This window comes from Streptomyces sp. NPDC056160 (genome assembly GCF_042268205.1).
Taxonomy (GTDB): domain Bacteria; phylum Actinomycetota; class Actinomycetes; order Streptomycetales; family Streptomycetaceae; genus Streptomyces.
Window position 1 is genome coordinate 24,951 of record NZ_JBHJUW010000083.1, and the last position, 12,783, is coordinate 37,733.

Here is a 12,783-nt window from a genome sequence, read left to right on the forward strand (position 1 = left end):
GTCATCCCTCCGCGATCACCACCGCGGAGGCCACCCCGGCGTCATGGCTCAGCGAGAGGTGCCAGGACCGTACGCCGAGTTCGGCGGCGCGGGCCGCCACCGTGCCCTTCACCCGCAGCCGGGGCCGCCCGCTGTCCTCGACGCAGACCTCCGCGTCCGTCCACAGCAGTCCGGCCGGGGCGCCGAGCGCCTTGGCGACCGCCTCCTTGGCGGCGAACCGGGCGGCGAGCGAGGCCATGCCCCGGCGCTCGCCGCTGGGCAGCAGCAGCTCGCGTTCCACGAAGAGCCGCCGGACCAGCGCGGGCGTGCGCTCCAGCGACGCCGCGAACCGGTCGATCTCGGCCACGTCGATTCCGACCCCGATGATGCTCATGCAGGGACCCTACGGGGCGGCGCTCACCGGGCGGTCACTTGCCGCTGTCCTCGGCGAGGGTGTGCGCCACCAGGGCGTTGGCGTGGCCGTGCCCCAGTCCGTGCTCGGACTTGAGCCAGTTGACGAGTTCCATGTGCTTGGACAGGGGCGAGGAGCGGACGAGTTCCTTCCACTCGGCGATCGGCCGGCCGTACTTCTGCTCGATCGACGGGAAGTAGCTGGCGGGGCCCTTGACGGGTGCGGTCATGGCGGAACGTCCTTCCGGTTCCTGGGCGTCGGCGTCCGTACGCTGACGAGTGTCGCCCATAGGACTGACACCGGCGCGAAAACTCATCGCCGCCCTCCCGGCCGGGGCCCTCACCGCCTCCGTACGGGCCCCGGGGGCTACTCCACCGTCACGGACTTGGCCAGGTTGCGGGGCTGGTCCACCTCGTTGCCCCGGGCGGTGGCCAGTTCGCAGGCGAAGACCTGCAACGGGACCGTGGCCACCAGCGGCTGGAGCAGTGTCGGGGTGACCGGGATGCGGATCAGGTGGTCCGCGTACGGGACCACCGCCTCGTCGCCCTCCTCCGCGATCACGATCGTCCGCGCGCCCCGCGCCCGGATCTCCTGGATGTTGGAGACGATCTTGTCGTGGAGCAGGGACCGGCCGCGCGGGGACGGGACGACCACGACGACGGGCAGGTCCTCGTCGATCAGCGCGATCGGCCCGTGCTTCAGCTCGCCGGCGGCGAAGCCCTCGGCGTGCATGTAGGCGAGTTCCTTGAGTTTGAGTGCGCCCTCCAGGGCGACCGGGTAGCCGACGTGCCGGCCGAGGAAGAGCACCGTGTTCTTGTCGGCGAGGGAGCGGGCGAGTTCCCGTACCGGCTCCATCGTGTCCAGGACGCGCTCCACCGCGCCGCCGATCCGGGACAGGTCGCGGATGACGTCGCGGATCTCGTCGCCCCACTTGGTGCCGCGCACCTGGCCGAGGTAGAGGGCGACGAGATAGCAGGCGACGAGCTGGGTGAGGAACGCCTTGGTGGAGGCGACGGCGACCTCGGGCCCGGCGTGGGTGTAGAGCACCGCGTCGGACTCGCGTGGGATGGTGGAGCCGTTGGTGTTGCAGATGGCGAGCACCTTGGCGCCCTGCTCGCGGGCGTGGCGCAGCGCCATCAGGGTGTCCATGGTCTCGCCGGACTGGGAGATGGCGACGACGAGGGTCTGGGCGTCGAGGATGGGGTCGCGGTAGCGGAACTCGCTGGCGAGTTCGACCTCGCAGGGGATGCGGGTCCAGTGCTCGATGGCGTACTTGGCGATCATGCCCGCGTGGAAGGCCGTACCGCAGGCGATGATGACGACCTTGTCCATCTCGCGCAGTTCGGGGGCGCTGATCCGCACCTCGTCCAGGGTCAGGGAGCCGGCGGCGTCGATGCGGCCGAGGAGGGTGTCGGCGACGGCCTTGGGCTGCTCGGCGATCTCCTTGAGCATGAAGTAGTCGTAGCCGCCCTTCTCGGCGGCGGCGGCGTCCCAGTCGACGTTGTAGGAGCGGACCTCGGCGGCCTGCCCGTCGAAGCCGGTGACGGTGACGCCGTCCCGGCGCAGTTCGACGACCTGGTCCTGGCCGAGTTCGATCGCGGAGCGGGTGTGGGCGATGAACGCGGCGACGTCGGAGGCGAGGAAGGCCTCGCCCTCGCCGACACCCACGACGAGCGGGGAGTTGCGGCGGGCGCCGACGACGACGTCCGGCGCGTCGGCGTGCACGGCGACGAGGGTGAAGGCGCCCTCCAGGCGCCGGCACACCAGGCGCATGGCCTCGGCGAGGTCGGCGCAGGAGGAGAACTCCTCGGCGAGCAGGTGCGCGACGACCTCGGTGTCCGTCTCGGAGGACAGCTCGTGCCCGCGCTCCGTCAGCTCCGCCCGCAGCAGCGCGAAGTTCTCGATGATGCCGTTGTGCACGACGGCGACGCGTCCGGCGTTGTCGAGGTGCGGGTGGGCGTTCGCGTCCGTGGGGCCGCCGTGGGTGGCCCAGCGGGTGTGCCCGATGCCGGTGGAGCCGGTGGGCAGCGGCCGTTCGACCAGCTCCTTCTCCAGGTTGACCAGCTTTCCGGCCCTCCTGGCCGCCGCGAGGCCGCCGTCCGCGAGGACGGCGACGCCCGCCGAGTCGTATCCCCGGTACTCCAGCCGCTTCAGCCCGGCCATCACGACATCGAGCGCCGACTGCGAACCCACATATCCCACGATTCCGCACATGGCTCCGCAGCCTACGGCCCGTCAGCCGTCGAAACCCGCCTCTCCGTGCCCGAAATCGGAAATTCCCACCGGGGTACGAACCTCCCGGAGGGCCAGGTGGCACGCCGTCACTTCAGCTTGGCGAGCTGCGCGTCGAGGATGTCGGTGGGGAAGGGGAAGTCCTTGCCGGCGGCGGCAGCACCGAGGTTGACCACGGGGAAGTAGGCGAGGGTGGCGCCCTTGCGGACGACGACGCCCTTCACCGGGGCCTTGAGGTCCTTGTCGATCTGCGAGGTCGTGGTCACGGCCGAGGCCTCGTCGCCGCCCTGCGGTGCGGCGGTCTTCTCCACCTTGAGGTTCTGGGTCTTCTCCCCGCCCACGGTGAACTCGAAGCCGCCGGCGCAGGCCCCGGCCGCCGCACTCAGGTCCTTCATCGCCCGCTCGGCGCCGCCGCTGCCGTAGGAAGCCAGTGTCACCATGACCTGCGGCGCGTCCAGACCGGCGAGGAACTTCTCCTCGTCGGTGGCGCCCGCGGCCGGCTTCTTCGAAGCGCCCTTCCAGTCCCGCTTCACCACGGCCGAGGGCCTGCCGGCATAGGAGCCGACCTGGAGCCGGGCGAGCGGGGCGCAGGCCGCCTTGTCCGTCTTCACCCTGTCCTGTGCGATGTCGTCCTTCGCCGCGACCTTGGCGGTGACCTTCCCGCTCTTGACGTCCGCCTGCGTCAGCGCGGCCTTCTCCAGCTCGGCGGCGGTCAGCGGCCTGGCGGCGGCCGGCGGGGCCGAGGGCTTCTCGCCGGCCCGGGCGCCCGCGGCGCCGTCGGTGCCCTTGCCCGCGTCGTCGGAGGAACCGCCGCAGGCGGCCGCGAACAGGGCGAGGGCGGCGGCGAACGCGACGAGGGCCGTCCGGCGCACCACGGTGGATCTCACGAAAGGAAGCTCTTTCTCTCCCGGCCGCGGAAGATCGCCGCGGCACTTTGCGCGCACATTACGCACAGCGGCCCCACAAGTGATCATCCGTACCACCGACCGCTACCCGACCGTGACATCGGCGTGCTGCGAGCACGCCGGCGTGACCCACCCCACCCCCCACCCCGTCCGAACTCCGTTAACAATGGACTGTGATCTCTCCGGTCCCCTCGATGCCCCGGAGCGCCCACCGGTCCAGGCCGGAGGCGACTCCCTATGTCGACCTCACCCGTGCCGAATGGAGCGCGCTGCGTGACAAGACGCCGCTGCCGCTCACCGCGGAGGAGGTGGAACGGGTGCGCGGGCTCGGTGACGTCATCGACCTCGACGAGGTACGGGACGTGTACCTGCCGCTGTCCCGGCTGCTCAACCTCTACGTCGGGGCGACCGACGGACTGCGCGGCGCGCTCAACACGTTCCTCGGGGAGCAGGGCTCCCAGTCCGGCACGCCCTTCGTCATAGGAGTGGCGGGGTCGGTCGCCGTCGGCAAGTCGACCGTGGCCCGGCTGCTGCAGGCGCTGCTGTCGCGCTGGCCCGAGCATCCGCGCGTGGAACGGGTGACCACGGACGGGTTCCTGCTGCCGACACGGGAACTCCAGGCGCGCGGCCTGATGTCACGCAAGGGGTTCCCCGAGTCGTACGACCGCCGGGCGCTCACCCGGTTCGTCGCCGACGTCAAGGCGGGGAAGGCGGAGGTCACCGCGCCCGTCTACTCGCACCTGATCTACGACATCGTGCCCGACGAGAAGCTCACCGTGCGCCGCCCCGACATCCTGATCGTGGAGGGCCTCAACGTCCTCCAGCCCGCGCTGCCCGGCCAGGACGGCCGCACCCGCGTCGGGCTCGCCGACTACTTCGACTTCAGCGTGTACGTCGACGCCCGCACCGAGGACATCGAGCGCTGGTACCTGAACAGGTTCCGCAAGCTGCGCGACACCGCCTTCCAGGACCCGTCCTCGTACTTCCGCAAGTACACCCAGGTCACCGAGGACGAGGCCCTCGACTACGCCCGCACCATGTGGCGGACCATCAACGGGCCGAACCTGGTGGAGAACATCGCCCCCACCCGGGGCCGGGCCACGCTCGTCGTGCGCAAGGGGCCGGACCACAAGGTGCAGCGGCTGCGGCTGCGCAAGTTGTGAGATCCGCGGGGCGTCTACGCTGCCCCCCATGCTGCATCTGCGACTGATCACCCCCGCCGACCGCACCGACGAGGTGGCGGGGCTGATCCAGAGGACGGTCGGCACCGCGCACCTCGTCGTGCTGCCCGGCGCCGCCCGCAACCCTCCCGGTGACGTGGTGATGTGCGACGTCGCCCGGGAGGCCGCCGACGAACTCCTCGGCGGGCTGCGGACGTTGGGCATCGACCGGTCCGGCTCGATCGCCGTCGAGAACATCGACCTGTCGCTGTCCGCGCGGGCCGACAAGGCCGAGGAGGAGGCGCCGGGCGAGGCCGCGGACGCGGTGCTGTGGGAGGAGCTGACCGAGGCCACCCACGAGGAGTCGACGCTGTCGATCACCTACCTCGCGTTCATCACGCTGGCCACGATGATCGCCGCCTGCGGTGTCGTGCTCGACAACGCCGTCCTGATCGTCGGGGCGATGGCGGTGGGACCGGAGTTCGGACCGCTGGCCGGCATCAGCACGGCCCTGGTGCGGCGCGCGCCGGGACTGGCGCTGCGCTCACTGGTCGCGCTGCTGGTGGGCTTCGCACTGGCGATGGCCGTGACCGTGGGCTTCAGCCTCTTCATGGACGCCGTCGGCCTGTTCAGCAAGGCGAAGCTGGAGGGCCCGCGGCCCAGCACCGGCTTCGTGTACGCCCCCGACTGGTTCTCCTTCGTGGTGGCGGTCCTGGCCGGCATCGCGGGCACGCTCTCGCTGACCTCCGCCAAGTCCGGCGCGCTGGTCGGCGTCGCCATCTCCGTGACCACCGTCCCGGCCGCCGCCAACGCGGCCGTCGCGTTCGCCTACGGCGACACCGCCCAGACCTGGGGCTCCAGCAAGCAGCTGCTGCTGAACCTGCTCGGCATCGTCGTCGCCGGGACCCTCACCCTGCTCCTCCAGAAGTGGCTCTGGTCGACGCAGCGGGCGCGGACGCGGAAGAGCGCACTCTAGGTGTATTGGCCCGCCCTCCGGACGGACTGCGCTACTTTCGAAACACACCCTGGGGCACGGTACCGCGAGCGGGCCGGTGCGCCGCCCCGCGGTACCGCGCTCCGGCGCTCAGCCCAGGGCCGACTTCACCGCGTCCGCCAGCCGGCCCGCCACCGAGCGGGCCTGCTCGATGTCCGCGGCCTCGACCATGACGCGCACCAGCGGCTCGGTGCCCGAGGGCCGCAGCAGCACCCGGCCGGTCTCGCCCAGCTCGTGCTCGGCCTCGGCGACCGCCGTGGCCAGGTCCGCGGAGGTCGTCACCCGGGACTTGTCGACGTCGGGGACGTTGACGAGGACCTGCGGCAGGCGCTCCATGACGGCGGCCAGGTCGCGCAGCGTACGGCCGCTCCCGGCGATCCGGGCCGCCAGCATCAGGCCGGTGAGCGTGCCGTCGCCGGTGGTGGCGTGGTCGAGGATGATGACGTGACCGGACTGCTCGCCGCCGAGGGCGAAGCCGCCGGACTTCATCTCCTCCAGGACGTAGCGGTCGCCGACGGCGGTCTGCAGGAGGCGGATGCCCTCGCGCTCCATGGCCAGCTTGAAGCCGAGGTTGGACATCACGGTCGCGACGACGGTGTCGGAGCGCAGCGCGGAACGCTCCCGCATCGCCAGCGCGAGCACGGCCAGGATCTGGTCGCCGTCGACCTCCTCGCCGGTGTGGTCCACGGCCAGGCAGCGGTCGGCGTCGCCGTCGTGCGCGATGCCCAGGTGGGCGCCGTGCGAGACGACGGCCGCCTTCAGCTGGTCCAGGTGGGTGGAGCCGCAGCCGTCGTTGATGTTGAGGCCGTCGGGTTCGGCGCCGATGGTGACCACCTCGGCGCCGGCCCGGGCGAACGCCTCGGGCGAGACGCGGGCGGCGGCGCCGTGCGCCTCGTCCAGGACGATCTTCAGCCCGTCGAGCCGGTTCGGGAGGACCCCGACGAGGTGGGCGACGTACTTGTCGAAGCCCTCGTCGTAGTCGCGGACCCGGCCGACGCCCGCGCCGGTCGGACGGTCCCAGGGCGCACCGGTGCGGTGCTCCTCGTAGACCCGCTCGATGCTGTCCTCCAGCTCGTCGGCGAGTTTGTGGCCGCCGCGGGCGAAGAACTTGATGCCGTTGTCCGGCATGGCGTTGTGGCTGGCCGACAGCATCACGCCGAGGTCGGCGCCGAGTGCGCCGGTCAGGTACGCCACGGCGGGCGTGGGCAGCACGCCGACGCGCAGCACGTCCACGCCGGCGCTGGCCAGGCCCGCGACGACGGCCGCCTCCAGGAACTCGCCGGACGCGCGCGGGTCCCGGCCGACCACGGCCTTCGGGCGGTGCCCCTCGAAGGTGCCCGCCTCGGCCAGTACGTGCGCCGCGGCGACGGACAGGCCGAGCGCCATCTCGGCGGTCAGGTCCGCGTTGGCGACGCCACGCACGCCGTCCGTGCCGAAAAGTCGTCCCACTTGTCCTCCTGAGGAAGCGTCAGTTCGTGAAGGCTTGCCGAGGTTTTCGGCGCACGTTCACCGTTCACTGGGTTCGATGTTCTCGATGCGCCCACGGATCCCGGACCGGGCATCCGATCACACCGGCATTTGAGCACGTGAACACCTGAGCAGTAGAGCACTAGAGCACCTTGTGCCGTTATACGCCCAAGGCCGGTGATAAACGAACGCCCCGGCGGCACAGTGGCGTGCCGCCGGGGCGTTCGGAGTAGGCCTGTCCGCAGGCAGCCGCAGATTAGCGCTTGCTGTACTGCGGAGCCTTGCGGGCCTTCTTCAGACCGGCCTTCTTGCGCTCGACCGCACGGTCGTCGCGCTTGAGGAAGCCGGCCTTCTTGAGCGGGCCGCGGTTGTTGTCGACGTCGGCCTCGTTCAGGGCGCGGGCGACACCGAGACGGAGGGCACCGGCCTGGCCGGAGACACCGCCACCGGCGATGCGGGCGACGACGTCGTAACGGCCCTCGAGCTCCAGCACCTTGAAGGGCTCGTTGACTTCCTGCTGGTGCACCTTGTTCGGGAAGTAGTCCTCGAGGGTGCGACCGTTGATCTTCCACTTGCCGGTGCCCGGGACGATCCGGACGCGGGCGATGGCGTTCTTCCGGCGGCCCAGGCCGGCGGCCGGCTGCGGCTCGCCGAAGCGGGAAGCCATGGACTCCGAGGTGTACTCGCCCTCGACGGGCACCTCGGACTCGGTGGTGTAGCTCTCGATGTCGATCTCTTCGATCGGCTGCTCGGCAGTGGTCTCGGCCACGATTCTCCTCAGATTCTGTTCAGTCTTAGGGGGTGGCCGGACTTACTGCGCGACCTGGGTGATCTCGAACGGCACCGGCTGCTGGGCGCCGTGCGGGTGCTGGTCACCCTTGTAGACCTTCAGCTTCGAGAGCATCTGACGGCCCAGGGAGTTCTTGGGGAGCATGCCCTTGACGGCCTTCTCGACGGCCTTCTCGGGGTTGTTCGAGAGGAGGTCGTCGTAGCGGACGGAGCGCAGACCGCCCGGGTAGCCGGAGTGGCGGTACGCCATCTTCTGGGTCCGCTTGTTGCCGGAGAGGTGCACCTTGTCGGCGTTGATGATGATGACGAAGTCACCAGCGTCGACGTGCGGCGCGTAGATCGGCTTGTGCTTGCCCCGCAGAAGGGTGGCGGCAGTGGTCGCCAGGCGACCCAGGACGACGTCCTGGGCGTCGATGACGTGCCACTGGCGCGTGATGTCGCCGGGCTTGGGGCTGTACGTACGCACGGTTCGTAGCCTTCGCTTCTTCAGTGAGTGGTCCTGACAAGGTCACCGAAGACGATCACGACAGCCCTGACCGCACAGCGGTGACGCAAACCGCGTGCTGGTCGCTGGTCATCGGCCCGGTGGACCGGTGTAAGGGCCGGGTCCGTGAGAAGAGCCAAGCCAATACACAACGAACAAGCAGAGTACCCGCGCGGCACACCACGGGTCAAAACGGGGGCGCCGCGCCGGTCCCGCCAGTTCCACCCCAGTGTACGGCCGGGCCGGGCGCCGGGCGGGCCCGGTGGCGGCCGGGCCGGGGTGTGGGTGCGGGCGGCGCCGTTAGGATGCGGCCCATGAGTGATGGGCAGGGGGGCGGCTCGCAGTCCCAGTGGGATCCCTGGAAACCGAATTCCCAGCAGCCGTGGAGCGGTGGCGGCGACGACGGGACCCCGGACTGGGCGGCACTCGCCGAGGCCTCCGAGACGCGCACCAAGCGGCGCAGGCTGCTGTTCATCGGCGGGGGCGCGCTGGCCACCGTCGCGATCGGTGCGGCCGTCGCCGTCGCCGTGGTCTCGGCGAACAGCGACAACGACGCCTCCGGCGACCACGCCTCCCAGCTGCCCGCCACCGCCACCCTGCCCAGCGGCTCGGCCGCCGCCCCCTCCTTCGCGTCCACCAGCGCCCCGCCGCCGCTGGACCCGAAGGACTTCATAGCCGACGTGAAGAAGGACACCGCCCCGCTCGGCGCGGACACCCTCTTCCCCGACGCCCGGCTCACCATGAACGGGGCCGCCTACGAGAAGGGCCCCACGGGCGACACCAGGAACTGCGCCTCCGCCGCCCAGGGCACCCTCGCCAAGGTCCTCACCGGCAACGGCTGCACCCGCCTGATACGCACGACCTACACCCGCGGCGGCATCGCCGTCACCGTCGGCGTCGCCGTCTTCGACACCGGCGCACAGGCCGACAAGGCCAAGGGCCAGGCCGACAAGAAGAGCATCGTCAAGCCGCTCACCGGCGGCGGCGTCAAGGCCTTCTGCGACGGCGCGGTCTGCCGCTCCACCACCAACTCCTACGGCCGCTACGCCTACTTCACCCTCACCGGCTTCCCCGGCGGCAAGGACGTCACCACCAAGGACACCAAGGTGTTCCGCACCGGCGACGACCTCGCCGAGTACGCCTTCCGGCAGATCCGCCGGCGCGGCGAGGTCCAGGCCTCCGCCGCCGCCCACCGGTGACGAGGCGCACGACCCCGGGCCAGGGCCCGCCCTACCGGCGCTTCAGCCGCAACCTGATCGGCACCACCGCCGACTCCAGCTGCGTACGCAACGTCATCTTGGAGGCACCCTCGGTGCGCTCCTCGAACCGGATCGGCACCTCCACCGCCCGGTGCCCCGCCCGCACCGCCCGGTACTTCAGCTCCACCTGGAAGCTGTAGCCCGCGCTGTCCAGCGTCGACAGGTCCACGTCCCGCAGGGTGGCCGCCGACCACAGGTTGAAGCCCGCGGTGATGTCCTTGATCTCCGTCCCCAGCACGGCCCGCGCGTAGGCGTTCGCGAACCGGGACAGCAGCACCCGGTGCGCGCCCCACTGCTCGTCCAGCGAACCGCCCGCCACGTACCGGCTGCCCACCACCAGCCCGGCACCCGAGGCGCGCGCCTCACCCAGCATGCGCGGCACCGCCTCCACCGGATGGCTCCCGTCGGCGTCCATCTGCACCACGTAGTCGGCGCCGTCCGCCAGCGCGGCCGTCATGCCCTCCGTGTACGCCCGGCCCAGACCGTCCTTGCGTGTGCGGTGCAGCACACTCATCCGGCGGTGCCCCGACGCACCGTCCACGCCGTACTTCTCCGCCAGCTCGTCGGCGACCCGCCCCGTGCCGTCCGGGCTGTCGTCGTCGACCACGAGGAGCCGCAGCCCGGCCACCGGCAGTCCCAGCACCGCCTCGGCCATCCGCGGCAGGTTCCCCGCCTCGTTGTACGTCGGCATCACGACCGTGACCCGCACGTCCCCGCCGCCGCCCGCGCCGTGCTCCATCGGCTCCGTCATCTCTCCTCGCCCTCCCCGGCCGGCACCGGAGCGCCCAGCGCCCGAAAGCGCCAGCCCGCCGCCGTCCAGCGGGCCGCGTCCAGCACGCCCCGCCCGTCCACGATCCGCGGACGGTACACCAGTGCCGCCGCCCGGCGCGGATCGACCTCCCGGAACTGCGGCCACTCGGTCAGGTGCAGCACCAGCTCCGCCCCGCGCAGCGCCTCCTCCACCGACAGCGCGTACCCGAGCAGCGGGTACGCCTTGCGCGCGTTGTCCATGGCCGCGGGGTCGTGGACCGTCACGTCGGCACCGTCGAGATCCAGCCGCGCGGCCACGTTCAGCGCGGGCGAGTCGCGGATGTCGTCGGAGTCCGGCTTGAAGGCCGCGCCCAGCACCGCCACCCGCGCCCCGAGGACCGTGCCCCCGCTCAGCTCCCGGGCCAGCGCGATCACCCGGTCCCGGCGCCGCATGTTGATCGCGTCGACCTGGCGCAGGAAGCCCAGGTCCACGCCCAGCTCGGCGGCCCGGTGCGCGAAGGCACGGAGGTCCTTGGGCAGGCAGCCGCCGCCGAAGCCGGCCCCGGCCCGCAGGAACGCCCGCCCGATCCGGTCGTCGCACCCCAGCGCCTCGGACAGCTTCCGCACGTCACCCCCGGCCGCCTCGCACACCTCGGCCATCGCGTTGATGAAGGAGATCTTCGTGGCCAGAAAGGAGTTCGCGGCCGTCTTCACCAGTTCCGCGGTGGCGAAGTCCGTCACGACCAGCGGCGTCCCCGCCCCGAGGACGGGCGCGTACACCGTCCGCAGCAGCCGCTCCGCGCGCGCCGTGCGCACCCCGAACACCAGCCGGTCCGGCCGCAGCGTGTCCTCGACGGCGAAGCCCTCCCGTAGGAACTCGGGGTTCCAGGCGACCTCGACCCCGCTGTGCCGGGCGGCCAGCCCCGCCGCCGTGCCGACGGGCACCGTCGACTTGCCCACCAGCAGCGCACCCTTGCGGGCGTGCCGCGCGATGGCGTCGAAGGCGCTCTCGACACACGTCGGGTCGGCCCCGTCGCCGTCCCCGCGCTGCGGGGTGCCCACACACACGAAGTGCACCTGCCCGAACGCGCCGGCCTCCTCGCAGGAGGACGTGAACCGCAGCCGCCCGCCCGCTGTGTGCCGGGCGACCAGCCCCGCCAGCCGCGGTTCGTGGAACGGCACCCGGCCCGCCTCCGGCGCGGCGACTTTGTCCGCGTCGACGTCGACCCCGACCACCTCGTGCCCCAGCTGCGCCATGCAGGCGGCGTGCGTGGCACCCAGGTAGCCGGTGCCGATGACGGTGAGCCGCATGGGTCCGCCCTCCTCGCCGTACGTGCGCCGCCCCTGCCGTACGCCGAGCGGGCCGTTCCCGCGAGTTCCCGCGCGGCACCGACCGTACCGTCACGCAGGGTGAGCGGGCCGGGCTCAGCAGCAGCCGGTGGCCGGCAGCGACCGCTTGTTGCGCGCCTGACGGCTGCGCGCGGCCAGCAGCTCGTCGGCCGGGTAACCGACCTCCTCCAGAGTCAGCCCGTGCGGCCGTACGACGTGCACCGCCGAGTCCCGCACGCCCGCGTCCAGCACCTTCCCGGGCCAGTCCGGCGGACGGTGGCCGTCCCCGACGAAGAGCAGCGCCCCGATCAGGGAGCGCACCATGTTGTGGCAGAAGGCGTCGGCGCGGACGGTGGCCGTGACGATCCCGTCGTCGCCGCGCCGAAGGCTCAGCTCCTGGAGCGTGCGGATGGTCGTCGCGCCCTCGCGCTTCTTGCAGTAGGCGGCGAAGTCGTGCTCGCCGAGCAGCGGCCGGGCGGCCTCGTTCATCGCGTCGACGTCCAGCGGCCAGTCGTGCCACAGCACGTGCCCCCGCAGCAGCGGGTCGACCCCGCCGGGGTTGTCGGTGACCCGGTAGGCGTACCGGCGCCAGACGGCGGCGAAACGGGCGTTGAAACCGCTGGGCGCGGGCCTCAGCGCCCACACCCGTACGTCCTTGGGCAGCCGCCCTGCGAGCCGCTTGAGCAGCTTCTCGTGGTGTTCGCGCCAGACCTCCTCCGGCAGGTCCACGTGGGCCACCTGGCCGCGCGCGTGCACCCCTGCGTCGGTCCGTCCGGCGACGGTCAGCTCGTACGTCCGACGGGACCGCGTGACCGTGCGCAGCGCGTCCTCGATCTCGCCCTGCACGGTCCGCTTCCCGCCGGCCTGCTTGGCCCAGCCGTGGAAGTCGCTGCCGTCGTAGGACAGGTCGAGGCGGACACGGACCTGGCCGGGCTCTGGTTCGTCACTCACACGGGAATCCTCTCAGGGCACCCGCCGGTGCCGAAAAAGACGGAAGCGGGCCCGCCCCGTGAGGGGCGGGCC

General features: G+C 71.8%; 13 protein-coding genes. 3 read left to right on the forward strand and 10 right to left on the reverse strand.

What is annotated here, in order from left to right; all coding sequences use genetic code 11:
* Position 1: 1 nt before the first annotated feature.
* The 4 genes from ACFC02_RS26870 to ACFC02_RS26885 form a co-directional block, all read right to left on the reverse strand.
* Positions 2 to 373: a holo-ACP synthase gene (locus ACFC02_RS26870; protein ID WP_360972049.1), complete on the reverse strand. Its 372-nt coding sequence runs from the start codon at positions 371 to 373 to the stop codon at positions 2 to 4.
* Between the two features lie 34 nt (positions 374 to 407).
* Positions 408 to 620: a DUF4287 domain-containing protein gene (locus ACFC02_RS26875; protein WP_376362259.1), complete on the reverse strand. Its 213-nt coding sequence runs from the start codon at positions 618 to 620 to the stop codon at positions 408 to 410.
* A gap of 137 nt (positions 621 to 757) precedes the next feature.
* Positions 758 to 2,605: a glutamine--fructose-6-phosphate transaminase (isomerizing) gene (glmS, locus tag ACFC02_RS26880; RefSeq protein ID WP_376362262.1), complete on the reverse strand. Its 1,848-nt coding sequence runs from the start codon at positions 2,603 to 2,605 to the stop codon at positions 758 to 760.
* A gap of 107 nt (positions 2,606 to 2,712) precedes the next feature.
* Entirely contained in the window at positions 2,713 to 3,510 is a 798-nt protein-coding gene (locus ACFC02_RS26885) for a hypothetical protein (protein WP_376362265.1), read from the reverse strand.
* Between the two features lie 212 nt (positions 3,511 to 3,722).
* Between ACFC02_RS26885 and coaA the strand changes: the two genes are divergently transcribed.
* Together coaA and ACFC02_RS26895 are read left to right on the forward strand one after the other, a co-directional pair.
* Positions 3,723 to 4,691, forward strand: a complete 969-nt coding sequence (gene coaA, locus ACFC02_RS26890; RefSeq protein ID WP_376362267.1) for a type I pantothenate kinase — start codon at positions 3,723 to 3,725, stop codon at positions 4,689 to 4,691.
* A 28-nt stretch (positions 4,692 to 4,719) separates the two neighbouring features.
* Positions 4,720 to 5,664, forward strand: a complete 945-nt coding sequence (locus tag ACFC02_RS26895) for a DUF389 domain-containing protein (protein ID WP_376362270.1) — start codon at positions 4,720 to 4,722, stop codon at positions 5,662 to 5,664.
* A 108-nt stretch (positions 5,665 to 5,772) separates the two neighbouring features.
* Here the strand turns inward: ACFC02_RS26895 and glmM are convergent, their stop codons facing one another.
* From glmM to rplM, 3 genes are all read right to left on the reverse strand, one after another.
* Positions 5,773 to 7,131, reverse strand: a complete 1,359-nt coding sequence (gene glmM / locus ACFC02_RS26900) for a phosphoglucosamine mutase (protein WP_376362273.1) — start codon at positions 7,129 to 7,131, stop codon at positions 5,773 to 5,775.
* A gap of 274 nt (positions 7,132 to 7,405) precedes the next feature.
* On the reverse strand, positions 7,406 to 7,918 hold the full coding sequence (gene rpsI / locus ACFC02_RS26905; RefSeq protein WP_360972035.1) for a 30S ribosomal protein S9: 513 nt from the start codon (positions 7,916 to 7,918) through the stop codon (positions 7,406 to 7,408).
* Between the two features lie 42 nt (positions 7,919 to 7,960).
* Positions 7,961 to 8,404, reverse strand: a complete 444-nt coding sequence (gene rplM, locus ACFC02_RS26910) for a 50S ribosomal protein L13 (protein ID WP_376362277.1) — start codon at positions 8,402 to 8,404, stop codon at positions 7,961 to 7,963.
* A 332-nt stretch (positions 8,405 to 8,736) separates the two neighbouring features.
* Between rplM and ACFC02_RS26915 the strand changes: the two genes are divergently transcribed.
* The gene (locus ACFC02_RS26915; RefSeq protein WP_376362279.1) at positions 8,737 to 9,621 is read left to right on the forward strand and encodes a hypothetical protein; all 885 of its coding nucleotides are present in this window, start codon (positions 8,737 to 8,739) and stop codon (positions 9,619 to 9,621) included.
* Positions 9,622 to 9,652: 31 nt separating this feature from the next.
* On the opposite strand, the gene ACFC02_RS26920 is transcribed toward ACFC02_RS26915, so the two are convergent.
* From ACFC02_RS26920 to truA, 3 genes are all read right to left on the reverse strand, one after another.
* Complete coding sequence (locus tag ACFC02_RS26920) at positions 9,653 to 10,432, reverse strand: polyprenol monophosphomannose synthase (protein WP_376362282.1); 780 nt, start codon at positions 10,430 to 10,432, stop codon at positions 9,653 to 9,655.
* Positions 10,429 to 11,742 (reverse strand): UDP-glucose dehydrogenase family protein, encoded by a 1,314-nt coding sequence (locus ACFC02_RS26925; RefSeq protein WP_376362285.1) that lies wholly within the window; start codon positions 11,740 to 11,742, stop codon positions 10,429 to 10,431. The genes ACFC02_RS26920 and ACFC02_RS26925 overlap by 4 nt, the downstream gene beginning before the upstream one ends.
* Positions 11,743 to 11,856: 114 nt before the next feature.
* Complete coding sequence (gene truA / locus ACFC02_RS26930) at positions 11,857 to 12,711, reverse strand: tRNA pseudouridine(38-40) synthase TruA (protein ID WP_376362288.1); 855 nt, start codon at positions 12,709 to 12,711, stop codon at positions 11,857 to 11,859.
* Between the last annotated feature and the right edge of the window lie 72 nt (positions 12,712 to 12,783).